General features: G+C 66.6%; 19 protein-coding genes and 1 tRNA gene. 13 read left to right on the forward strand and 7 right to left on the reverse strand.

The annotated features are described in order from the left end of the window. The first annotated feature begins 36 nt into the window (after positions 1 to 36). Entirely contained in the window at positions 37 to 927 is an 891-nt protein-coding gene (locus Cocul_RS06275) for a metallophosphoesterase (RefSeq protein WP_055122424.1), read from the forward strand. 72 nt (positions 928 to 999) lie between these two features. After that, positions 1000 to 1076, forward strand: a tRNA-Pro gene (locus tag Cocul_RS06280). A 66-nt stretch (positions 1077 to 1142) separates the two neighbouring features. Here the strand turns inward: Cocul_RS06280 and Cocul_RS06285 are convergent. Then, positions 1143 to 1715, reverse strand: a complete 573-nt coding sequence (locus Cocul_RS06285; RefSeq protein ID WP_055122425.1) for a TetR/AcrR family transcriptional regulator — start codon at positions 1713 to 1715, stop codon at positions 1143 to 1145. A 220-nt stretch (positions 1716 to 1935) separates the two neighbouring features. Beyond that, positions 1936 to 3384, reverse strand: coding sequence for a hypothetical protein (locus Cocul_RS06290; RefSeq protein ID WP_055122426.1), 1449 nt, complete (start codon positions 3382 to 3384; stop codon positions 1936 to 1938). Between the two features lie 109 nt (positions 3385 to 3493). Between Cocul_RS06290 and Cocul_RS06295 the strand changes: the two genes are divergently transcribed. The 6 genes from Cocul_RS06295 to Cocul_RS06320 are packed head-to-tail and all read left to right on the forward strand — an operon-like array spanning position 3494 to position 9363. Beyond that, a complete protein-coding gene (locus tag Cocul_RS06295) occupies positions 3494 to 6463 on the forward strand; it encodes a DUF4040 family protein (RefSeq protein WP_055122427.1) in 2970 nt (989 codons plus the stop codon). Next, positions 6460 to 6915 carry a sodium:proton antiporter gene (locus Cocul_RS06300; RefSeq protein WP_055122428.1) on the forward strand — a complete coding sequence of 152 codons (456 nt, stop codon included), beginning with the start codon at positions 6460 to 6462 and terminating at the stop codon, positions 6913 to 6915. Before Cocul_RS06295 ends, Cocul_RS06300 begins: the two co-directional genes overlap by 4 nt. Further along, positions 6915 to 8399 (forward strand): monovalent cation/H+ antiporter subunit D family protein, encoded by a 1485-nt coding sequence (locus tag Cocul_RS06305; RefSeq protein WP_055122429.1) that lies wholly within the window; start codon positions 6915 to 6917, stop codon positions 8397 to 8399. Before Cocul_RS06300 ends, Cocul_RS06305 begins: the two co-directional genes overlap by 1 nt. After that, a complete protein-coding gene (locus Cocul_RS06310) occupies positions 8396 to 8767 on the forward strand; it encodes a monovalent cation/H+ antiporter subunit E (RefSeq protein ID WP_055122430.1) in 372 nt (123 codons plus the stop codon). Before Cocul_RS06305 ends, Cocul_RS06310 begins: the two co-directional genes overlap by 4 nt. Further along, positions 8768 to 9034, forward strand: a complete 267-nt coding sequence (locus tag Cocul_RS06315; protein WP_055122431.1) for a cation:proton antiporter — start codon at positions 8768 to 8770, stop codon at positions 9032 to 9034. It abuts the gene before it with no gap. Positions 9035 to 9042: 8 nt separating this feature from the next. Next, entirely contained in the window at positions 9043 to 9363 is a 321-nt protein-coding gene (locus tag Cocul_RS06320; RefSeq protein WP_055122432.1) for a Na+/H+ antiporter subunit G, read from the forward strand. Positions 9364 to 9414: 51 nt separating this feature from the next. Here the strand turns inward: Cocul_RS06320 and Cocul_RS06325 are convergent, their stop codons facing one another. Both Cocul_RS06325 and Cocul_RS06330 read right to left on the reverse strand, forming a co-directional pair. Further along, entirely contained in the window at positions 9415 to 9840 is a 426-nt protein-coding gene (locus tag Cocul_RS06325) for an Ohr family peroxiredoxin (protein WP_055122433.1), read from the reverse strand. Positions 9841 to 9993: 153 nt separating this feature from the next. Beyond that, complete coding sequence (locus tag Cocul_RS06330) at positions 9994 to 11550, reverse strand: catalase (RefSeq protein WP_055122434.1); 1557 nt, start codon at positions 11548 to 11550, stop codon at positions 9994 to 9996. Positions 11551 to 11723: 173 nt separating this feature from the next. Here Cocul_RS06330 and Cocul_RS06335 point away from each other — a divergent pair, with 173 nt between their 5' ends. Further along, entirely contained in the window at positions 11724 to 12275 is a 552-nt protein-coding gene (locus Cocul_RS06335) for an RNA polymerase sigma factor (RefSeq protein WP_055122435.1), read from the forward strand. Between the two features lie 163 nt (positions 12276 to 12438). Continuing rightward, a complete protein-coding gene (locus tag Cocul_RS06340) occupies positions 12439 to 13719 on the forward strand; it encodes a YkvI family membrane protein (protein WP_055122436.1) in 1281 nt (426 codons plus the stop codon). Between the two features lie 325 nt (positions 13720 to 14044). Here Cocul_RS06340 and Cocul_RS06345 read toward each other — a convergent pair whose 3' ends face one another. Together Cocul_RS06345 and Cocul_RS06350 are read right to left on the reverse strand one after the other, a co-directional pair. Then, positions 14045 to 15076 carry an aspartate-semialdehyde dehydrogenase gene (locus tag Cocul_RS06345; protein WP_055122437.1) on the reverse strand — a complete coding sequence of 344 codons (1032 nt, stop codon included), beginning with the start codon at positions 15074 to 15076 and terminating at the stop codon, positions 14045 to 14047. Between the two features lie 17 nt (positions 15077 to 15093). After that, entirely contained in the window at positions 15094 to 16359 is a 1266-nt protein-coding gene (locus Cocul_RS06350) for an aspartate kinase (RefSeq protein WP_055122438.1), read from the reverse strand. A 133-nt stretch (positions 16360 to 16492) separates the two neighbouring features. Between Cocul_RS06350 and Cocul_RS06355 the strand changes: the two genes are divergently transcribed. Beyond that, the gene (locus Cocul_RS06355) at positions 16493 to 17347 is read left to right on the forward strand and encodes a DMT family transporter (protein WP_055122439.1); all 855 of its coding nucleotides are present in this window, start codon (positions 16493 to 16495) and stop codon (positions 17345 to 17347) included. Positions 17348 to 17359: 12 nt separating this feature from the next. Here the strand turns inward: Cocul_RS06355 and Cocul_RS06360 are convergent, their stop codons facing one another. After that, the gene (locus Cocul_RS06360) at positions 17360 to 18493 is read right to left on the reverse strand and encodes a hypothetical protein (protein ID WP_055122440.1); all 1134 of its coding nucleotides are present in this window, start codon (positions 18491 to 18493) and stop codon (positions 17360 to 17362) included. Positions 18494 to 18763: 270 nt separating this feature from the next. On the opposite strand from Cocul_RS06360, the gene leuA reads away from it, so the two are divergent. Together leuA and Cocul_RS06370 are read left to right on the forward strand one after the other, a co-directional pair. Beyond that, on the forward strand, positions 18764 to 20476 hold the full coding sequence (gene leuA, locus Cocul_RS06365) for a 2-isopropylmalate synthase (RefSeq protein WP_211257113.1): 1713 nt from the start codon (positions 18764 to 18766) through the stop codon (positions 20474 to 20476). Positions 20477 to 20577: 101 nt separating this feature from the next. Further along, the gene (locus tag Cocul_RS06370) at positions 20578 to 22632 is read left to right on the forward strand and encodes a hypothetical protein (RefSeq protein ID WP_055122442.1); all 2055 of its coding nucleotides are present in this window, start codon (positions 20578 to 20580) and stop codon (positions 22630 to 22632) included. Positions 22633 to 22640: the final 8 nt, after the last annotated feature.

Below are 22640 nucleotides of genomic sequence, written 5' to 3' on the forward strand. Positions count from 1 at the left end.
CCTACCCGCACAGGTAGGCTGAGGCGGGTGCATACGATGAGAAAACTCGCAGCGATCCTCGCCGGCACCGGCCTTGCCACCGCCACCTGGGGATTCACCGAACTCACCAGATTCCAACTGCACCAGCACACCCTCCCGCTCCTCCCACCGGGCACCCTGCGCGGGAAACCCGAGTTCCGGCTGCTGCACCTTTCTGACCTTCACATGATCCCCGGCCAGAGCGCCAAGATCGCCTGGGTCAGCGCCCTCGACGCCCTCGAACCCGACCTCGTGGTCAACACCGGGGATAACCTCTCCGACCAGCGCGGGGTGCACGCCGTGCTGGCCGCCCTCGGGCCGCTGCTGCAACGCCCCGGCCTCTTTGTATTCGGCACCAACGACTACTGGGCTCCCCGCCCCGTAAACCCCCTGCGGTATCTCCTTGGCGGCAAACGCACCCCCTCCTACATCGACCTCCCGTGGAAGGGAATGCGCGCCGCCTTCCTCGAACACGGCTGGCGCGATGCCAACCAGGCCCGCCACGAGTTCCAGGTAGGCCACGTGCGCATCGCCGCCGCCGGGGTGGACGATCCCCACCACAACCTCGACGACTACGCCGCGATCGCCGGAGCCCCCAACCCCGAGGCCGATCTCACCCTGGCCCTCAGCCACTCCCCCGAGCCCCGCGTGCTCCACCAGTTTGCCCAGGACGGGTACCAACTCGCCCTCTCCGGGCACACCCACGGCGGGCAGATCTGCCTCCCCGGCGGCAAGGCGCTGCTGACCAACTGCGGGATCGACACCGAACGAGCCTCCGGGCTCCACGACTTCGAGGGCATGTCCATGCACGTCTCCAACGGCCTGGGCACCTCCAAGTACGCCCCGGTGCGGCTCTTCTGCCGCCCCTCCGCCACGCTGCTGCGGATCACGGAGCGGGTGGCTCCCTAGCGGCGGTTCCCGCCGCCTATCCAGGTCTTTTGTCGAATCTCGGGCCGCTGCACTAAACTATTGCGAGCACCACGGGATATGGCGCAGCTTGGTAGCGCGCCTCGTTCGGGACGAGGAGGTCGCAGGTTCAAATCCTGTTATCCCGACCATCAAGAACCCCGGCCGCTCTTCCACTCTGAGCGGCCGGGTTTTTTATCGCCTCTGATCACGAGGGATTACTCGGACAGATGCAGCTGAACAGCCAGGGAAACCCGCTCCACGAGCCGATCAAACGGCATATCCACGATGGCAGGGATCTTGCTCACGTGCCTCAGCAACGCGGCGCCGAGAAGTTGGGTCATGGCCAGGGCTATCGCCTCGGCCCGCCCCTCCCCCTCATCGGCAAGCACTCCGACGAGCATCGTCCTGATTGATTCCATCGCGTGCTCGCTCGACATCGCCGCGCGCGCCCCCGCGATCAGTCGAGTCCTGGTGGCCTCGTCCTCCCACAGGGCAAGGTAGGCCCTCGCGAGGCGCTCCCCCGCGCCCGACCAATCCCCCTTTAGCGCCTCACGAATCTTCGCCTCAACGGTTCCCGGCAGCTCAAGGGTGGCGGCAAAAAGTTTCTTCTTGTTGCCAAAGTAATGAGGCAACAGCGCCACGTTAACCCCCGCTTCCTCGGCAATCGCACGGGTTGTCGTGCCGCGAAATCCCTTCGCCGCGAACTGCGACCGCGCCACCTCAAGGATGTGGGCGCGGGTATCGGGGTTACCCGGGCGGCGCCCTGTCCGCTCTCCTGTCCTGGTCATGCAACTATCGTACAAAATTAATCAATTGATGATATATTGACTTTTGAGCCCCCTGCACCACCCGATACTCCACCACTTCGATGCGGTACCTCGCCCGGCTTAATTCCCTCGTCTCCGTGGCATGGTTCGGCGTGAACTGCGCAATTGCATTCCTCTCCCCACCCACCAACCCACCGGGAAGCGCTAACGGGTGACACCGGGGGCGTCGATAAGCGCAACATCAAGGGGTGCCACCTTGGCCTTCCGCCGCCCGGCAGCGGCCCCAATGGCACCCCTTAGCGCTGCTGCGCCGCCACCACGCCTCCCCGCGCAAACCGCCGCGGATCCCGCCCAGTAGCACCATCGAGCCGAGGATCGCCACGGCCGTCCACACCAGGGTCATGCTGCCGCCGTTGCTCATGGCGCTGAGCGCGCCGGTGGCGTAATGCGCCGGGGTCAGCGCGGCGGCGGCCGTCCAGGCGGAGGAAAGATCGCTGGTCATGGCGCTATTCCACACCCAGCCGGCCACCCCCACCTGGGCCAGCAGCATCAGCGCTCCGCCGATCACCGCGCCTCGGGTACCCGCCACGCGCCGCAGCCCGGCCCCCAAACCTGCGGCGGCCCCCACGGTCAGGGCCAGCACACCTACCCCGGCGGCCAGCGTCGTCCAGGGCAGCGCGGTTCCCATGAGCCAGAGCAACCCGCCCGAGGCTGCCACCACGGCGCAGGCCCCCAGGGCCCGATCCCAGGCCCTGCGCAGGAGACCCACACCCAGCCCGCCGAGCACCGCAAAAAGCGAGATAAGCAGCGCGTACGTGGGCAGTAATTCCGCGCTCTCCTCTACCTGATCGGAATCCACACCAGCCTGGGCCACCGGCAGGGCGCGCTGAATCCCCTGCACTCGGGTGCGGTTCTCCTGGGCCATGTCGTTGAGTTGCCGCGCCCCCGCGTCGAGCTGCCCCATGCTGTCTAGCGCGCCCGCCACGCCGCCCTGCGCCTCCTCGATCCCAGCGGCCAGGCGCTTCGCGCCGTCGGTGGCGCTGTAGATGCCGTCGTGGAAGCCGGATCCGGGCACCGCCAACTGGTTGGCGAGGTCCCGGGAGCCGTCGCGTAAACGGGTGAGTTGGCCGGTGGTCTCCTCGCCCAGCCCGGCGTTGGCCAGTTGGGCGCGGAAGTCCGCGAGCTGGCCGCGCAGGTCCTGGGCGCGCGGGTCCGTGGACTTTTCCAGTTCCTGATCCAGGCTGGTGGCGGCCTCCCCCAGTTGCCCCTGGATCACGCCGAGGGCGAGCACCTTATCAATGGCGCGACCCACGCCGTCGGCAAGTTCGGTGGCCCCCTGGCCGAGTTGGCCGGTGGCGGCCTGGAGTTGGATCATGCCGTCGCGCAGCTGGGCCGCCCCGTCTTGGAGGCGCTGCACGTCCCCGGTCACGTCCTCGGCCTGGAACTTGGATACCCCGTCGAGGAGCTGGGCGGTGCCGTTGGCCAGGAAACTGGCGTTGGTGCCGGCGTCGATCGCGGCGCGGCGGGCCTCCATGAGTTGCGCCCTGGCGGCGGCCGGGGCGGCCTGGGGTTCCTCTCCCGCCGACCACGATTTCTCCGGGCCCTGCCCGGTCGCGGTGAGATACACGGCCCCCGCCAACAGGGGCACCAGCGTGAGGGAGAAGAGGAGGGTAGAACGCACGGGACTCATACCCTGCCAATCTATTCTGCTTGTGCCTCGATCCCGCGCAGGCTCACCGCGCCACCCCCTACTGGTAACCTTGGTGCGGACTTACGAGCTACGAAAGAGTGTGCAACACGTGACGTTAGCTATTGTTATTGCCTTGGCGGTGGGGGCCGTTCTCCTTTCTCCCCCGCTGGTTCGGGTGGCGGATCGGCGCGCAGGCTGGCCGTTGGCGGGCCTCTTTGTGGCCGCCGCGATAGCCCTGGGCCGCCACCTCCCCGCCATCCTTGACGGGGAGCCGCTGACCTGGCGGGTGACGTGGGCGCGCGACGTCCTCGCCCCCGGCGTGGACGTCTCCTTCGCGCTGCGTGCCGACGCCCTCAGCGCCTTCTTCGCGCTGCTGGCCCTGGGCATCGGAGCGATCGTTTTCCTGTATTCCGCAGCCTACCTGCCCAAGCGGCAGGGCAACACCAGTTTTTACACCATCATGACGGCCTTCACCCTCGCCGTCTTGCTGCTGGTGCTTGCCGACGACGCGGTGGTGCTGTTCATCGGTTGGGAACTGGTGTCCATCGCGTCCTTCCTGCTCATCGCCCGCTCCGGGTCAAGCGGCGAGGCCGGTGCCCAGCGCACGCTGCTGCTCACCTTCATCGGCGGGCTGACCCTGCTGGCCGCCCTCGCGGTGGCCGCCACCCGCACCGGAACCACCAGCGTGCAGGGGATCCTGGCCTCCCCCGTGTGGGCCGAGCAGCCGGGGCTCACCGCCACCGTGGCCGTCCTGGTAGCGCTCTCCGCCTTCACCAAGGCCGCGCAGCTGCCCTTCCACTTCTGGTTGCCGGAGGCCATGGCCGCCGCCACCCCCGTTTCCGCGTTTCTGCACGCGGCGGCCGTGGTCAAGGCGGGCGTGTACCTCCTCATGCGCTTCTCCGCGATCTTCCACGACGTCCCGGTGTGGAACTGGCTGCTCATTGGCACCGGGCTGCTCACCGCCGTGGTCTCCGCGCTCTTTGCGGTACAAAAGACGGATCTGAAGAAGCTCACCGCCTACTCCACCGTGAGCCACCTGGGGTGGATCGTGGCCACCATCGGCGTGGGCACCCCCCTGGCGCTCTCCGCCGCCCTGGTGCACACCCTCGCGCACGCGCTGTTTAAATCCTCGATCTTCATGCTCATCGGCGTGGTAGACCACGAGGCCGGAACCCGCGATACCCGCCGCCTGGGCGTGCTCTGGAAGGCCATGCCCTTTACCTGCACCGGCATGGTGGTGGGCGCGCTATCCATGGCCGCGATCCCACCCACCTTTGGATTCCTCTCCAAGGAGGGGATGCTCGGCGCCCTGTACACCGTGGAGGGCGCCGGCACCGCCCTGCTGATCGTGGCCGGGATCGGCGCGCTGCTCACGTTCACGTACTCGGCCAAGCTGGTTTTCGGGGCGTTCTTCGACCCCGCCACCGAGCACCCCGGCCGCCGCATGGAGGGGGTCCACGAGGCCCCCGTCTCCCTGTGGCTGCCCGCCGCACTGCCGGGTTTGCTGTCCCTGCCCCTGGGCCTAGCCCCGATGTTCCTCGACGAGCCGATGGATTCCATCGTGGCCGCCACGGGGGTGGGGGCCGACGCCACCGTGACTCATCTGGCGCTCTGGCACGGCCTCAACGCCCCCTTTGTGGTATCCATGCTGGTCATGGCGCTGGGAGCGGCGGGGGTGGCCCTGCGGCACCGCCTATGGCCCGCCCTGGAATCGCGCTTCCTGCTGCCCTTCAACGGCAACGGCCTCCTGCGCGCGCTCACCCAGGGTGCCGCCGCCACCGGGCGCTTCTTTGCCCAGCTGGCCAACTCTCAGAGCCCGTCCCGCCACCTCGTGTGGCCGGTGTGCAGCGTGATCGCCCTCATGCTCTTCGCGCTGCTGGGCTCCCCCGGCATCGACGGAACGGCCCTCGCCCCGCGCGCCGCAGGGCTAGACAACTGGCTCGACCTGGCCCCCCTGCTCATCATCGCGCTCTCCGTGGTGGGCCTCATGCGCACCACCCACCGCCTCACCAGCGCCGTGCTGGTGGGCACCGTGGGCGTGGGCATCACGTTCCAGATGCTCATCCTGGGCGCTCCCGACGTCGCCCTCACCCAGTTCCTGGTGGAGGCCCTGGTGGTGGTCATCATCATGATGGTGCTGCGCTACCAGCCCGCGCGCTTCCCCTCGGTAAGCCGCAGGCGCACCGCGCGCTCCCTGGTGATCGCACTGCTAGCGGGCCTGGCCGCCTTCCTGGGGGTGTTCACCCTCATGGGCCGAGGTGACCGCTCCGACCTGGCGGAATGGTACATCGCCAACGCACCGGAGATCACCGGCGGCCAGAACATCGTGGCCACCATCATCGTGGAGTTCCGCGCCCTGGATACCCTGGGCGAACTCTCCGTGCTGGGCATGGCGGCCATCGTGATCGGCTCGGTGGTCTCTTCCTTCCCCCGCCTGCCCTTTGCCAAGGGAACGCGCCCGCGCCCCTTCGGGCAATCCCAGCTCAACTCCCTGCCGCTGCGCATGGCGCTGCGCCTGGTGGCCCCGCTGCTGCTGATCCTTTCCGTCCTGGTGTTCCTGCGCGGGCACATGGACCCCGGCGGCGGCTTCGTGGCCGCCCTGATCGCGGGAACCGGGATCATGCTCTTGTACCTCTCTCGGGGCCGGGATTCCATCGTGGCCCGCCCCTCTACCCCGTACTGGCTCACGGGCATCGGCATCGTCACCGCCCTGGCCGCCGGATTCCTGGGCCTGATCGAGGGGTCCTTCCTCGCCCCGATCCACGGGGAGATCCTGGGCGAGCACATGACCACTTCGCTGATCTTCGACGGCGGCATCTACCTCGCCGTGCTGGGCATGCTCATGGCGGCGGTGAACTATCTGGGTAATTACGACAAGCCCGGGGCCGCCACCACGCAGGAACTGCCCTTTGCCCGCGACGATTCCGGGCCGCTGGGAGCCACCCCCGGAGTGCCGGAGCACCTGTGCGAGGAGGCTGCCGAGGCTGAGAGGGACGCCGGAGCTACGGAGATCGCCGCGGGAGTCGCCACAAAGCCAACCGAAGAGCCCACCAAAGCGAGGAAGGAGCAAGAGCGATGATCATGGCCCTCACCATCGCCGTTCTGGTCACCGGCGGCGTGTACCTGGTGCAACAACGTGGCATGGTGCGCATTGTCTTTGGCATGCAACTCATCAGCCACGCCGCTAACCTCATGCTGCTGGCCAGCGGAGTGGGCGCCTGGCGCGGGGAGGTGTTCCACGATCGCGTGGACGCCGCAGACATGGCCGATCCCCTCCCCCAGGCCTTCGTGCTCACCGCCATCGTGATCTCTATGGCCACCACCACCATCCTGCTCACCCTGGCCGCCCTCGGCCGCTCCGATGACACCGCCAGCGTGGATCCGGTGAGTTCCGGCGAGGAACCGCGTCCCTCCCCGGTATCCACGCTGGGGCGCGCCACCCAGAGCGCCGAGGAATTCCGTTCCGGGGAACGCGCCCGCCGGCAAGCACGCGCCACCCTGATGGCGGATAAGAAGGAGGATCGGCGCTAATGGATATGGTGCTTCCGCTTTTTGTTGTTCTGCCCCTCCTCTCCTCCGCGTTTGCCGTGATGGCCCCGTGGAAATGGGCACGAGACCTGCTTCACCTCCTGATCCCCGCCCTGAGCCTGGGAGCCGGGGCCTGGCTCTTCTGGTACACCGCCGAGCACGGCACCCTGGGACACAACGTGGGGCTTTTCCCCGGCGGCGTGGCCATTCCCTTTGTGGCCGATGCCTTCTCCGCCGTCATGATCATCACCACCTCCCTGGTGGCGCTGTGCGCCAACTGGTTCGCCACGGTATCCGGGGAGACGCGGGCGCGCTTCTATCCGGCCCTCACCCTGGTGCTTATCACCGGCGTCAACGGCGCACTACTCACGGCGGATCTCTTTAACTTCTTCGTGTTCATCGAGGTCATGCTGCTGCCCTCCTACGGGCTCATCGCCATGACGGGAACGTGGTCGCGCCTGGCGGCGGGCCGCACCTTCGTGCTGGTCAACCTCACGGCCTCCACGCTGCTGGTGGTGGGCGTGGGCTTCGTCTACGCCACCACCGGCACGGTGAACATGGCCGCCCTGCGCGGTGCCGCCGAGGGCAACGGGCCCGCGGTGGTAGCGATGGGCCTCGTGCTCATCGCGATCTCCGCCAAGGCGGGCATCGTCCCCGTTCACACGTGGCTACCGCGTACCTATCCGGGTACCTCGGCGGCCGTGATGGGCCTGTTCTCCGGACTGCACACCAAGGTGGCGGTGTACATGCTGTACCGCATTTACGTGATTATCTTCGACCTTTCGGATCGCTGGAACACGCTCATCGTGGTGCTCATGGTGGTCTCCATGCTCATCGGCGGGTTCGCCGGCCTGGCGGAGAACTCCATCCGCCGCGTGCTGGCTTACCAGATGGTCAACGGCATGCCGTTCATTCTGGTGATGCTGGCCTTTACCACTGGCGACGCCCAGCGCGCCCTCGCCGCCGGCCTGCTCTACGCCCTGCACCACATGGTCACCGTGGGTTCCCTGGTATTGGCCTCCGGTGCCATCGAGGAAACCTACGGCACCGGGCTGCTCTCTAAACTCTCCGGCTTGGCGCGGCGCGACCCCTGGGTGGCGGCCGTGTTCGCCGCCGGCGCGTTCTCCGTGGTGGGCTTCCCTCCGTTTTCTGGCCTGTGGGGCAAGGTTACCGTGGTTCTCAGTGTGGCGCGGGAGGGCGGCTGGGCCTCATGGCTGGTCATCGCCACGATCGTCGTGGCGAGCTTCGCCGCCCTGTTGGCTATGTTCCGCGTGTGGCGCGCGGTGTTCTGGGGCCGCCCCATGCAGCACGTGTCGGATACCCTGCGCGTGCGCCCCGCGCTCGTGGCGCCCGCCGCCGCGCTCCTGGCGGTCTCCGTGCTGATGTTCTTCGCGGCGGGCCCGCTCATGGGTGGCCTCCATGCCGCCACTGAGGCGCTGCTGGACGTGCAGAGCTATCAGGAATCCGTACTAGGAGTTGCGCAATGAATACCCTGATCTACATTCCCTGGCTCATCAAGGAGATCGTGGTGAGCGCCGTAACCCTGGCGTTTTCCGCCCTGCGCCCCCACACCGGCTTCGATCCGGTGGTGGTGGCCTACCCGCTGCGCGTGCGCAGCCAGTGGCAGATCTTCTGGTTTTCCACCTCCATCACCGTCACCCCCGGCACACTATCCCTGGGGCTGCGCGCCCCGAAGCGGGAGGGTGATCCCACGATCCTGTTGGTGCAGGCCGTGCACGGGGCCGATCCCCGCGAGGTGGTGGACGGGCTGGCGGATATGGAGGCCCGCCTGGCCCCGGCCGTGCGGGGGCAAGAACTGCAACTGGCCGAGGACTACTACCGGAGGGTGAGCTAAATGTTCCAGATCATCTTGTGGGGCTGCGGGGCCGTGATCCTCGCCTGCCTGCTCGCGGGGTTAGTGCTGATCCTGCGCACCGCCGACACCTTGACCAGGGTGGTGCTCTCTGACCTCGCCTTTTATTCCATGATCGCGCTGTACCTGGTGTGGTCGCTCAATCACCAGACGTCCATCGCCTATGAGATTGCGCTGCTCGCGGCGCTGGTGGGCGGAGTGCTCCCCACGCTCTCCATGTCCCGCATGGTATCCCGAGGCCGGAGGTAGAAGTAACAATGTCCCTGGCAGAATATGTGATTTCCGCGCTGGCGATCTTCGCCACGCTCCTCATCGTGGCCACCACGGTGGCCCTGTGGCGCGCCCCCGGCGCGCTGACCAGTGTGAATCTCCTCGGGCCCACGGTTTCCCTGGCCGTCCCCCTACTCATCATCGCCAACCTGATCCGGGATTGGAGCACCACGGGCTTTGATCCCAACAACGCCGTGCGCGGCGTCCTGGCCATCGCCGGGGTGTGGATCATTGGCTCGGTGGGCAGCTTTTATCTGGGTCGCGCCATTCACGGGGTGACCGTGGAGCGGGAGAAGCATAAAAAATAGACAGAAATGAAGGCGAGCGCCCGGCGCTCCCCTTCATTTCTGTGCGAGGTATTAGCCCAGCACGGCCTCGGCGTCGAACTCACCGGCCAGCGCCTTGGAGAAGGGGCAGAACTGGTGCGCCTTCTCCACCAGTTCCTGCGCGCCCTCCAGGGAATCCTGATCCTTAAACCGCGCGGTGATGCGCCCGGAGAGGCGGAAGCCGCCGTCGGAGGGATCACGGTTGAGGGACACCTCGGCATCCACCTCCGGGGCGTGGGCGGCGGTGTCCACACCGGCCTCTCCCATCATCTTTTGCAGGGCGCCGTTGAAGCAGGCGGACCACGCGGCGGCCAGGAGGGACTCCGGGTTCACGCCCGCGGAGGCGCCGTTGGTCTTGGGGGGACGCACATCAAAGTCAATGCCACCGTCTCCCTGCACGTGACCGTCGCGGCCCGCGCCGGTGGCGGTGACCTTCTGGGTGTAAATGGTGTCAGACATGTGGGTATTCCTTCCTCATGGGTGCGGGTGTTCGTGCCTTACCCACGGTAGCCATATTTACGGGAGCGGGCAGAAAAAAGCTCCCGAGCAGCGCGTTGCCGCTCAGGAGCCGGGGAGTTCTACGAGGAACTCAATCGGCGGGAAACCGAGGTATTAGGCGTTCTTCTTCTGGGTGAACAGTTCCTTGACGCGGGCGCCCAGGTTCTCGTCCACGTTGGACCAGTACCAGTAGCAGCGCTCCTCCGTCTCGGGAGTAACGCCCATCATCGCGTCCGTGATGTTCTGTGCGAGGCGTTCCTTCTCCTCGTCGTTGTACACGTGGCGGTAGAGGGTGCCGGCCTGGCCGAAGTCATCGTCCTCGGGGTGCTTCACGTAGGAGGAACGGGTGAGATCCGTGCCGTGGGGGTCCGGGTTGACGTAGATGTCGCCAGCCTGGCCGTAGGAGGTGAAGTTGGAGGAGGAGGTCTCGCCGTCATCCAGGTAACCGGCCTTGAGGTCGGTCTTGTTCGGGGAGTAGACCGGGTGCGTGGCCTCGTTGAAGAGGTACGCCATGGAACCCTCGTGCTGGTAGGTGTGGCGAGGAGCCAGGGGCTGGTTCACCGGCAGGTGGCGGTAGTTCGGTCCGATGCGGTAGCGGTGGGCATCCGCGTAGGCGAATACGCGCCCCATGAGCATCTTGTCCGGGGAGAGGCCCACGCCGGGGACGAGGTTGGAGGGGTCCAGCGCCATCTGCTCGATCTGCGCGAAGAAGTTCTCCGGGTTGCGGTTGAGCACGAAGTAGCCGACGTCGATGCGCGGGTAGTCCTTCTTCGACCAGGTCTTGGTGAGGTCGAAGGGGTTGAAGCGGTAGTTCTCCGCCTCCGCGAAGGGCATGATCTGCACCTTGACGTCCCAGATGGGGTAGTCGCCGCGCTCGATGGCCTCGTACAGGTCCTCGCGCAGGTAGTCGGCGTTCTTACCGGCCATCTCCTCCGCCTCGGCGGCGGTGAAGTTGTGCACGCCCTGGCGGGAGATGAAGTGGTACTTGATCCAGAAGGCCTCGCCCTCTTCGTTGACCCACTGGAAGGTGTGGGAGCCGTAGCCGTTCATCTCGCGCTCGGAGCGCGGGGTGCCGCGATCGCCCATGAGGTAGGTCACCTGGTGGGCGGACTCCGGGGTACGGGTCCAGAAGTCCCACTGCATGTCCGCGTTGCGCAGGCCGGAACCGCCCATGCGCTTCTGGGAGTGGATGAAGTCCGGGAACTTCATGGCGTCGCGCAGGAAGAAGGTGGGGGTGTTGTTGCCCACGATGTCGTAGTTGCCCTCGGTGGTGTAGAAGCGGAGGGCGAAGCCGTGGACGTCGCGCCAGGTGTCCGGGGAGCCCTGCTCGCCGGCCACCGTGGAAAAGCGCACGGCCATGGGGGTGACGGTGCCCTTCTGGAACAGGGCCGCCTTGGTGTACTTGGACACGTCCTCGGTGATGTGCAGCTCACCGAAGGCGCCGTTGCCCTTGGCGTGCGGGTTGCGCTCCGGGACGCGCTCGCGGTTGAAGTGCGAGAGCTTCTCGATCAGGTGGATGTCATTGAGCACGGTGGGGCCCTGGGGGCCCGCCGTCACCGAAAGGTTCTCGCTGGGAACCGGGGCGCCATTCTCGCGGCGGGAGTAGCCGTCATGGTTAGGCACACGTCCCTTCGCCAGAATGTCGTCGGCCGCCGACTTCTCGATAGCCATAATAATAACCTCCATGAAATAGTGGCTAGACAATTCATAGCCCTTGCATAAGGAGCCTATCTCCGCTAGAAGAAGCCCGGCAACCGACAGGGGGTAAAATCAATCTTTTGTACGACTCGCCGAAATGCCGCCCTGAGCAGGGATAATCATTCCTGCTGGTAAAGTAGATTCGCGTGAAGTACCACTCCGACAGCGACGACGCTCGCGTCACCGACCTCGCCCTGCGCGCGGGTCGCGGCGACCGCGCCGCCCTGACGGACTTCATTCGCGCCACCCAAACCGACGTGTGGCGCCTCCTCGCCCACCTCGGGGGCCGGGATAACGCCGATGACCTCACCCAGGAGACCTACCTTCGCGTCATGCGGGCGCTCCCCCGCTTCGCGGCCACCGCCCCGGCGCGCACCTGGCTTCTCTCCATCGCGCGGCGCGTGTGGGTGGACAGCGTCCGGCACGACATGGCCCGGCCTCGCACCGCCGCCACCGAGTACGAGGACCTCACCACCACCCACGAGCCCGCCGAGACCACCTGGTCCGAGTGGATCGACACCCGCGCGCTCATCGACGCGCTTCCCGCCGAGCGCCGTGAAGCGCTCATCCTCACCCAGGTACTGGGCTACACCTATGAGGAGGCCGCCAAGATCGCCGGAGTGCGGGTGGGGACGATCCGATCGCGGGTGGCGCGCGCCCGCCGAGACCTCATCGCGGCCACAGATCGCGCCCAGTAGATCACGATAGGGTCACAAATTAGCCACAGTCTGCGGCGTCGCTTCCTGCGAGTATAACGATTATCGGGGCGTCGATAAGCAAAAAAGTGCCCATGCGCAGCGCGGTTCTCAGATTCCTTGTGTTCAATAGTTACTTGAATCGAGTTCATAGGAGATCTTTATCGTGTTGAAAAGAGCCATCGGAATCGCTCTTGCCCTGATCGGATTAATCGTGGGCGCCGGATTCGCCTCCGGCCAGGAAATGCTGCAATACTTTGTGGCCTTTGGCACCAGCGGCCTGTGGGGCGTGGCCCTAGCCGCCGTCATCATGATCATCGGATCCATCGCCATGATGCAGCTCAGCAGCCACCTCCAGGCCCGCGAGCACACCATGGTGTTTGATCGCGTCACCCACCCCATCGTGGCGCGCTTCCTGGACATCGCCACCCTGGTCACGCTCTTTGGCATCGGCTTCGTCATGTTCGCCGGCGGCGGCGCCAACCTCAACCAGCAATTCGGCTGGGCCCCCTGGGTGGGCACCACCATCATGATGCTCATGGTCATGGCCGTGGGCATGCTAGACGTGGACAAGGTCTCCGCCGTGATCGGCGCGGTCACCCCCTTCATCATCCTCATGATCCTGGGCACCGCCACCTACACGCTGCTGAACTCTGACTTTGACATCTCCGGGCTCAGCCAGGTGGCCACCGCCGAGGTATCCACCAGCCTGCCCAATTGGTGGCTCTCCGCCTTCAACTACGTGGGCCTCTCCCTCATCGTGGCCGTCTCCATGGCGATGGTGATCGGCGGCAATAACCTCGATAGCCGCGCGGCCGGCATCGGCGGCCTCCTCGGCGGCCTGTGCTTCACCCTGCTGCTCACCGCCGCCACCCTCACCGTGTTCCTCAACGTGGATGAGGTGGCGCACGACGACATGCCCATGCTCAGCGTGGTCACCAGCATTCACCCCGCGCTCGGGATCGTCATGACCTTCACCATCTTCATGATGATCTTCAACACCGCGCTCGGCCTCTTCTACGCCCTGGCCAAGCGCCTGACCCGCAGCAACCCCTCCCGCTTCCGGGTGGTGTACATCATCAGCGTGCTCGCGGGCTTCGTGCTCGGCTTCCTCCCCTTCAAGGACCTGGTGGCCTACGTCTTCCCCGTGCTCGGGTACGCGGGCATCGTCTTGGCCATCACGCTGTCTATCGCCTGGCTGCGCGGCCGCGCCACGATCCGCAAGGAATACCGCCGCCGCCACCGCATCCGCGAACTCCTCACCCGCAAACTCGACCCCACCCAGCGGTTTAGCCGCAAGGACGCCGCCGCGCTCACCAAGGCCACCGCGGCCTCTAACCTCCCCGACGACCAACTCACCGAGGCCATGACCCAGGAGGTCACCGAGAAACTCAACGAGGACTCCGGGGATTCCGCAGATTCCTCGGAAGATCAAGAGCGGCGCTGACAAGCACCAGCAACGCTAAGGGGTGCCACTCGGCGGGGAACCACGCCCCCATCCGGCCTAGTGGCACCCCTTCGTGCTGGGGCGGCGGGAGGCGGGCGTCGATAGGCGCGGGCACAGCCCCAAGGGGTGTCACTGCCTCGCCGCCTGGCTTATCGACGCCCCCACTGGCACCCCTTAGCGCCGGTGCAGGGCAACCCAACACTAAGGGGTGCCACTACCCGCCCGTCACGGGCCCGCCACCCCGAGATGGCACCCCTTGATGCTGCACCCCCGCATACAAAAAGCGCCGAGCCTCCCCGTGCCCGGCGCTTCACCCCCTCAAGAATTACACCAGCAGCTCCGCGATCTGGATGGTGTTCAGCGCCGCGCCCTTGCGCAGGTTATCCCCGGAAACCACCAGCACCAGGCCGCGCTGATCGTCCACAGACTGATCTTGGCGGATGCGGCCCACCAAGGAATCGTCGATGCCCGCGGCCTGAAGCGGAGTGGGAACCTCCACCAGGCTCACGCCGGGGGCCGGGGCCAGCACCTCGCGGGCGCGCTCGGGGGTGATCGCCCGGGAGAACTCGGCGTGGATCACCATCGTGTGCCCGGTGAACACGGGCACCCGCACGCAGGTGCCCGCCACCTTGAGGCCGGGGATCCCTAGGATCTTGCGGGATTCGTTGCGGAGCTTTTGTTCCTCGTCGGTCTCCCCGGAACCATCATCCACCAGGTTGCCCGCCAGCGGCAGGGCGTTATAGGCGATGGGGGCCGCGTAGGGGCCAAGGCTCTCCGGTTCCAGCACGGAGCCATCGTGCACCAGTTCCACGTTGCGGTCGCCCACCTCGGCCACCTGCTTGACTAGGGCCTCCACCCCGGCCAGCCCGGAACCGGATACCGCCTGGTAGGAGGCCACGTGCAGGCGCTCCAACCCGGCTTCATCATGAAGGGCCTTGAGCACCGGCATGGCGGCCATGGTGGTGCAGTTGGGGTTGGCGATGATTCCCTTGGGTACCTCGCGGGCGGCCTCGGGGTTGACCTCGGAGACGATCAAGGGCACCTCGTCATCGCGCCGCCAGGCCGAGGAGTTATCCACCACGGTAGCTCCGGCGGCCGCGAACACCGGGGCCCATTGCTTGGAGGTACCGCCGCCGGCGGAGAAGAGGGCCACGTCCACGTCCGCCACGGACTCCTCGGTGACGGCGGTGAGGTCCTCCACCTCGATTTCTTCGCCCCGGAAGGTCAGCGTGGTGCCCGCGGAGCGGGGAGAGGCGAAGAACCTCACGGTATCCGCCGGGAAGTTGCGCTCCTCCAGGATCGAGCGCATCACGCGGCCCACCTGGCCGGTGGCTCCTACGATGGCAAGCGTTGTCATGTATGTCCCCTTAGAAGTTAGCGTCCGGTCCCGGCGTACACCACGGCCTCGGTGTCCCCGCCGAGCTGGAAGCGATCGTGCAGGGCGCGGGCGGCCTTATCCAGGTCTCCCTCCCGGATCAGCACGGAGATGCGAATCTCGGAGGTGGAGATGAGTTCGATGTTGATGTCAACGTCGCGCAGGGCCTCCATGAAGTCGGCGGTGACCCCGGGGTGGGACTTCATGCCCGCGCCCACGAGGGAGACCTTGCCCACCTGGTCGTCGAAAAGCACGTTGGCCCAGTTGCCCTCCGCCTGGAGCTTCTTCATCATCTCGGTGGCGCGGGGGGCGTCGGCACGCGGACAGGTGAACGTGATGTCCGTGGTGTTGTCCTCCAGGGAGGACACATTTTGCAGCACCATATCAATGTTGATCTCGGCGTCCGCCAGGGCGCGGAACACCTTGGCGGCCTCCCCCGGCTTATCGGGAATGCCCAAGACGGTGATCTTGGCCTCGGACTTATCGGTTGCCACTCCGGTGAGCACTGCTTCTTCCACGGGAATATCCTCCATCGAGCCGGCCACGAGCGTACCGGCGTCATTGCTATACGACGAGCGTACCCGCAGCGGTACGCCGAAGGCGCGCGCATACTCCACGCTGCGCAGAACCAAAATCTTGGAGCCCACCGCCGCCATCTCCAGCATTTCCTCGAAGGAAATCTTGTCCAGCTTCTGCGCGTTGGGCACGATGCGCGGATCGGCGGTGTACACGCCGTCCACATCGGAATAAATCTCGCACACGTCCGCCTTCAGGGCCGCCGCGAGCGCCACGGCGGTGGTATCGGAGCCGCCGCGCCCCAGGGTGGTCACGTCGCGCGTATCCTTATTCACGCCCTGGAAGCCCGCCACGATGCAGATCTTGCCCTCATCGAGGGCTTCGCGCACGCGGCCCGGAGTGACGTCCACGATCCGGGCGTTGCCGTGACGCTCCGTGGTGAGCACGCCCGCCTGCGATCCGGTAAAGGACTGCGCCCTGGCCCCCAGGGAATCAATGGCCATGGCCACCAGGGCGTTAGAGATGCGCTCGCCGGCGGTGAGCAGCATGTCCATCTCGCGGGCCGGGGGCACCGGGGAGACCTCGGCGGCCAGTTCCAGGAGATCATCGGTGGTATCGCCCATCGCGGAGCACACCACCACCACGTCATTGCCCTGCTTCTTGGTGGCCACGATCCGCTCGGCCACATGCCTGATTCGCTCGGCGCTCTCCAGCGAGGAACCGCCGTATTTCTGAACGATTAACGCCACCGGGATCGTCCGCCTTTCACGTTTCTGAATCTCGCTGCCCCACAATACCTGTCGGCAGGCACGCCCTGAAAGGTTTGTATTCACCGCAACACTCCCGACGCCGCGCCCCCGCACGCCAGTAGAATGCCACCACGTGCATAGCAACCTCCTGGCCGTCCTCTTCGCGCTCGCCTCGGCCCTCACCATCGCGTGGGGCACCGTGGTGCGCCACCGGATCGCGGAGGAAGCACCCGCCGACGGTTCACTCAAGGGCTCCCCCTTCTGGAACGCCATCTCCCGCCCCCTATGGTGGGCGGGCACCGGCACCGCCCTGCTCGGCTACGGACTTCAGGTCATAGCCCTGGGATTTGGCACCCTGCTCGTGGTGCAGCCCATCCTCGTGCTCTCCCTCATGTTCACCCTGCCGCTGTCCGCGCGTTACGACGGCCGCCGCATCTCCCCCGAGGAGATGGGCTGGGCCGGGCTGCTCACCGCCGCCGTGGCGATCCTCGTGATCCTCGGCAAGCCCCTGCCCGGCAACCCCCACCCGCCCCTGGAGCGCTGGATTCCCGCGCTCCTCGTGGGCGCGGCCGTGCTGATCCTCATCGAGCGGGTGGCCCAACGCCAGATCCGGCGCCACAAGGCCCTGCTTTTGGGCATAGTCACCGGCGCGCTCTTTGGCTACGTGGCCGTGCTCTCCAAGGCCGTGGTGGACGTGTTTCTTCAGGGTTCATTCCTGGGGCTGCTCACCAACTGGGAGACCTACGGCCTGATCCTGGGGGCCACCTTGGGCACCATCGTGCAGCAATATTCCTTCAACGCCGGGGCGCTGAAAAACTCCCTGCCCGCCATGACCATCATGGAGCCCGTCGTGGCCTTCGGCCTGGGCTACGCGGTGCTGGGCGAGCGCTTCCAGGTCACCACAGCGCTGGGGTGGGTGCTCATGGGCCTGGCGCTGCTGGCCATGATTCTCTCCACCGTGGCGCTTTCCCGGCGCGGGGTGGGGTAGGGGTTTACGCCCCTAAATCGCCCACGGGAACACCGCGAGCATGTACCCGGAGAACCACGCCCCCATCAGTACCCACGCCCCGATCCCCACCGCGTAGGCCCGGCCACTCACCCGCTTGCCCCAACCCAGCACGAGGGGCACGAGCACGATCGCCGCAGGTAAAAGAAGGCGGGGGCGGGAGTGCATGATGCCGTCGGAAAGCAGAATGTTTGCGCTCAAAGCCGCCGCGAAGAGCCACACCGGCAGCGGCGCCTTTCCCGCGGTCAACGCGAGGGCCACCAGGGCGGCGATCATCACCGCCACACTGAGGAAGTATCCCAGCTCCTGGCTGGTCATCAGCGTGTTCCAGGCGAACTTTACACTGCCCACCCCGAAGTCAAAGCCGGTGTGCCAGCCCTCTTTTTGTAGCCCAAAGTAGCCGCCCACCTCGCGGGTATGGGAGGAGGCCCACCACACATAACCCAGGGCGGGCAGCGGGCTGATCACCAAGGCCACCCAGGCGCGCCACTGGGTGCGGCCGTAGAGCAGCACCATCACCGCGAACACCGCCACGAGGTCTACCGCCGTGAGCCGCACGAACCCGGCCGCAAAGATCAAGGCTCCCGCAAGCCACCAGCGGCGATCCATCATGGCCACCAGCGCCCAGAACGCCAGAGCCCCGAACAAGGCCTCCGTGTACGGCATGGAGAAGGTCACCGCCATGGGGGCGGAGGTGACCACGAAGGCGGCCCCGATCATGCCCCGGCGCCCGGCCCCCATGCGGGCGGCCAGCGCCGCCACCCCGGCGGCCATCGCCACCCCAAAGAACACGTTGAGCACCATGCCCACGGTGGTGTAATCCAGGCCGGTGAGCGCGTGACCGGCGCGCATGAGCATGGGGATCGCGGGGAAGAAGGCCAGCAGGCGCTGTTCGGGAGGCACGCCGTCGATAGTGGGACCCTCGAAGTAGCCCTGCTGCGCGATGCGCTCGTAGTGGTGGGTGTCCCACTTGGTCATGAGCCCGCCGAGGTCATCAGCGTTGACGCGCGCGAAGATCGCCATCACTATCACGCGCACGAGCGCCCCGACGAGGAAGGCCACGGCTCCGTAGAGCCAGGCGCGGCGTGCCGAGTCAGGGGCGGGGCGCAAGGAAGTCACGCGCCACATGCTAAACCGCGCGGCCCTACCCATGCGACCCGCGCTCCACGCCGCGTGGGGGTACCGCCTGGTGGAAGTAAATGTGATGGGCTACACTCATGTGCATGTTCACGCGAGCGAATCTCCTCCTTATTCGCCGCGGCGGGAATCAGCACTGGCCCTCACGCCTGTAAAGCGCGGCCGACAGCCCGTCGCGGAGTGTTCTCATGCCGGCCCCGCGCACTGCCCCCGAAGCACCACAGCAAAGGATGCCCCGTGAATAAGCAACAGCCCTCCTCCATGCCCGCGCACCGCTACCTGCCCTACGCCCAGGAGGTAGAGGATTTCCGCCTGCCGGATCGCACCTGGCCGGACAAGAAGATCACCACCGCGCCACAGTGGTGCGCCGTGGATCTGCGCGACGGCAACCAAGCCCTGATTAACCCCATGAGTCCGGAGCGCAAGCGCCGCATGTTCGAGCTGCTGGTGCGCATGGGCTACAAGGAGATCGAGGTGGGATTCCCCTCCGCCTCCCAGACGGACTTCACCTTTGTGCGCGAGATCATCGAGCAGGACATGATCCCGGAGGACGTCACCATTCAGGTGCTGGTGCAGGCGCGCGAGCACCTAATCCGCCGCACCTTCGAGGCCTGCGCGGGCGCGAAGAACGTGATCGTGCACTTCTACAATTCCACGTCGATCCTGCAACGCCGGGTGGTGTTCCGCAAGGACAAGGAGGCCATTAAGAAGCTGGCTACCGACGCCGCCCGGCTCATCAAGGACATCGCCGCGGACTACCCGGAGACGAACTGGCGCTGGGAGTACTCGCCGGAGTCCTACACCGGCACCGAGGTGGAGTACGCCCGCGAGGTGTGCGATGCCGTGACCGAGATCATGGAGCCCACCCCGGAGAACCCCATGATTATCAACCTGCCCTCCACCGTGGAAATGATCACCCCCAACGTGTACGCGGATTCCGTGGAGTGGATGTCTCGCAACCTGGCCCGCCGCGACTCCATCGTGCTCTCCCTGCACCCCCACAACGATCGCGGCACCGGCATCGCCACCGCGGAGCTGGGCTACATGGCCGGGGCGGATCGCATCGAGGGCTGCCTGTTTGGCAACGGCGAGCGCACCGGCAACGTGGATCTGATTACCCTGGGCCTGAACATGCTTTCGCAGGGCGTAGACCCGCAGATCGATTTCTCAGACCTGCCCAGCATCCGCGCCACCGTGGAATACTGCAACCAACTGCGGGTGCCGGAGCGGCACCCCTACGGCGGAGACCTGGTGTTCACGGCGTTCTCCGGCTCCCACCAGGACGCCATCAACAAGGGCCTCGACGCCCTGGCCGCCAGCGTGCGCCCAGGCGCGCGCAACACCGAGGTGGCCTGGGAGGAACTGCGCGATACCGTGTGGGAGGTGCCCTACCTGCCCATCGACCCGAAGGACCTGGGGCGCGACTACGAGGCCGTGATCCGCGTGAACTCCCAGTCCGGCAAGGGTGGGGTGGCCTACATCATGAAGACCGATCACGGCCTGCACCTGCCCCGCGCGCTGCAAGTAGAGTTCTCTCAGGTGGTTCAGGCCGTGACCGATACCGAAGGCGGCGAGGTGAACTCCAAGAACATGTGGGACATCTTCGCCGCCGAGTACCTCGACCGCGATGTCCCCCTGGCCGTGGAATCCCTGCACATCGACGGCGACGAGGAGGTACACGCCACCGCGCAGGTGCGCTACCAGGGGCACAGCCAGGAGGTGCGCGGCCGGGGCAACGGCCCCGTGGCCGCCTTCGCCGCCGCCCTGGAGCAGGCGGGGATCGAGGTGGAGGTGGAGGACTACTCTCAGCAGTCCCGCTCCGCCGGCGACGACGCCGAGGCCGCCTGCTACGTCCTGGCCCAGGTGGGCGACACGACCGCCTGGGGCGTGGGCGTGGCCGGTTCCACCACCGCCGCCTCCGTGCGGGCGATCGTCTCCGCGGTGAACCGGGCGCAGCGGGGGCGCACGGCCTAGCCTGCACCCCCAGTGCCCTGGAAAGTCACCGGGTCTCTTGCCGTACCCTCATGGGTGCATAAAATGGTAAGGACCCTGACCGCACGCGAGGAGAATCGTCGATGAGCCAAACCCCTTATCTTCTGCCATTCTTTTCCGATGGCGGTGGCGCCACCGTGCCGGTGGAAGGGAGCAGCCAGGCGATCCTCTTCTCACTCCTCGGCTCCCAAGTGGCCCAGGACGGCTTCACCCGGGCGGCCTTTACCCTCCTACCGGATCGCGTATCCGGGGGGTTCCTGGTCAGCCACGATAAGACCATCTTGGGACGGCTGCCGCGCAACCTGCGCGACACGTATCCCCAGCTAGACCACATCATCACCAGGGGCGGGATCCCCCAGGTTCACGCCACCATCTCCCTGGAGCAGGGCTCCGGGCGGATCAACGGCACGCTGTACTTCCCCGCCCCTGTGTTCGTGATGCCCACCAACTTCCCCCCCAAGGAAGAATGGGCCATGATCCCCGAGGGGACCCCCCGCCCCGTGGACATCTCCCGGGGTGACGCCCAGCGCCTGGTGGATCTGAACATCCCCTCGCACTGGCTGGCCACCCTCGGCATCGTCGATGACCTGGTGGTGGCGATCATCGACAACCGCGTGCTAGGGGTGCTCGGCCCCGAGGACTCCGCGGACATCCGCGAGGTGGTGGAGCACTACGAGATGCTGGGCCTGGTTCCCGTGGCCCGCGTGTTCTGCTACGACCAGGATGGAGAGCGCCACGTGGTGCTCAACGCCCTCTCCACCCAGGAGATGAGCGACGCGGACCTAGAACCCATCGTCTCTCCCCTGGCGGCCATCGACCCCTACCAGCCCGCCACCGGCGAGTTCCCCGTCATCAGCGGCGCCCCCATGCAGCACGCCTGGGCGGTGACCATCTCCGGGGATCAGGTGGTGGAATCCATCGCCCCGCAGCCGGACAAGGAACTGCGCCCCATCACCTCCCCGGCGATGTTCGCCCTCAACCCGGACGGAACCAAGGTTCTCGATGTGGGCCGCAGGGCACACAACCCCGCCCTTCCGGCGGCACCGGCAACACCGGCGCCGGAGCTCCCTGCGGCCCGGGAGGAAACCACCACGCCACCCCCCGCCACCGGGGCACACCCGGCGGCCTCCTCCCTGGGCGATCTGGTCTCCGTGCCCGCGGCCCCCATGCCCGACTTCGCACCACCCGCCGAGGAGGAGGCCGAGAAACCGGCGCGCCCAGCCCGGCGCGCCCAGCCGCAATCCCTGGCCGCGATCGTGGTTCCCGCGCAGCAGGCCATGGAAAAGATCGCGCCACCGGCGGCTACCCCCCAGGCGGTTCCCCAGGTTCCCGCCGCATCAGCCACCCCCGCCGCACCAACCCCAGAGCCTCCCGAGGAACCCGCCCCCGTGGACGTGCCGGCTACGCTGCCGCCCGAGGACTCTGCCCCGGCAGGCTGGGCCGAGGATACGCAGGCAGCCCCGGAGGTGGAGCAGGCCCCCGTGGAACCCCAGCCCGCCTATGCCCCGGAGCCGGAGGAAACGCAATACGCGGAATACCCAGAACCCGCCCCGGAGGAATCGGAAGAACCCAACCTCATCGAGGATTATCCTCCCCTGCCCTACCCCCACGCTCGCCTGGGCGATCAATTCCAGGAGGAGGATGAGGACTACCTCGATCAACCCGGCCTCGAACCTCTCCCCGCCCCCGAGCAGTTAAGCCCCCTGCCCCAGGAATACTCCCTGAATAACACCAGCGAACACTACGCCGTGGTTCCCCAAGATCCCGGCGAGCCCCTCCCCGAGGTACAAAAGGTGCCGGTGGCGGGCCTTTTCACCTCGGCTCCCGGGGCCCCCGGCGTGTCCGCCACCCCGGAAAGCACCGGGGCTCTGCCCGTGGTACCCGATCACCCGGAGCACACCGAGGAGGACTATGCGGACGAGGAATACGAGGACTACCTGGACGATGAGCAGAGCATCCAATGGTTGCCCGCCTTTGGGGTGATCCTGGGCGCGCTCTCCATCACGGTGGCCGCGCTGGGGTACTTCAAGGTCACCCCGGATCTCTCTTTAGATACCGGCCCGTCCTTCATTCTCCTGGGCGGGGGCATGCTCATTGTGCTGGGCAGCCTGTGGTTCATGTTTAGGCCCAGGGATTAGGGCCAAAG

Source organism: Corynebacterium oculi, from assembly GCF_001412105.1.
Taxonomy (GTDB): domain Bacteria; phylum Actinomycetota; class Actinomycetes; order Mycobacteriales; family Mycobacteriaceae; genus Corynebacterium; species Corynebacterium oculi.

What these genes read in the sequence shown, in the direction of transcription:
- Cocul_RS06275 (WP_055122424.1), top strand. Translation starts at nt 37, where the DNA reads ATGAGAAAACTCGCAGCGATCCTCGCCGGCACCGGCCTTGCCACCGCC.
- Cocul_RS06285 (WP_055122425.1), bottom strand. Translation starts at nt 1,715, where the DNA reads ATGACCAGGACAGGAGAGCGGACAGGGCGCCGCCCGGGTAACCCCGAT.
- Cocul_RS06290 (WP_055122426.1), bottom strand. Translation starts at nt 3,384, where the DNA reads ATGAGTCCCGTGCGTTCTACCCTCCTCTTCTCCCTCACGCTGGTGCCC.
- Cocul_RS06300 (WP_055122428.1), top strand. Translation starts at nt 6,460, where the DNA reads ATGATCATGGCCCTCACCATCGCCGTTCTGGTCACCGGCGGCGTGTAC.
- Cocul_RS06305 (WP_055122429.1), top strand. Translation starts at nt 6,915, where the DNA reads ATGGATATGGTGCTTCCGCTTTTTGTTGTTCTGCCCCTCCTCTCCTCC.
- Cocul_RS06310 (WP_055122430.1), top strand. Translation starts at nt 8,396, where the DNA reads ATGAATACCCTGATCTACATTCCCTGGCTCATCAAGGAGATCGTGGTG.
- Cocul_RS06315 (WP_055122431.1), top strand. Translation starts at nt 8,768, where the DNA reads ATGTTCCAGATCATCTTGTGGGGCTGCGGGGCCGTGATCCTCGCCTGC.
- Cocul_RS06320 (WP_055122432.1), top strand. Translation starts at nt 9,043, where the DNA reads ATGTCCCTGGCAGAATATGTGATTTCCGCGCTGGCGATCTTCGCCACG.
- Cocul_RS06325 (WP_055122433.1), bottom strand. Translation starts at nt 9,840, where the DNA reads ATGTCTGACACCATTTACACCCAGAAGGTCACCGCCACCGGCGCGGGC.
- Cocul_RS06330 (WP_055122434.1), bottom strand. Translation starts at nt 11,550, where the DNA reads ATGGCTATCGAGAAGTCGGCGGCCGACGACATTCTGGCGAAGGGACGT.
- Cocul_RS06345 (WP_055122437.1), bottom strand. Translation starts at nt 15,076, where the DNA reads ATGACAACGCTTGCCATCGTAGGAGCCACCGGCCAGGTGGGCCGCGTG.
- Cocul_RS06360 (WP_055122440.1), bottom strand. Translation starts at nt 18,493, where the DNA reads ATGTGGCGCGTGACTTCCTTGCGCCCCGCCCCTGACTCGGCACGCCGC.
- leuA (WP_211257113.1), top strand. Translation starts at nt 18,764, where the DNA reads ATGCCCGCGCACCGCTACCTGCCCTACGCCCAGGAGGTAGAGGATTTC.
- Cocul_RS06370 (WP_055122442.1), top strand. Translation starts at nt 20,578, where the DNA reads ATGAGCCAAACCCCTTATCTTCTGCCATTCTTTTCCGATGGCGGTGGC.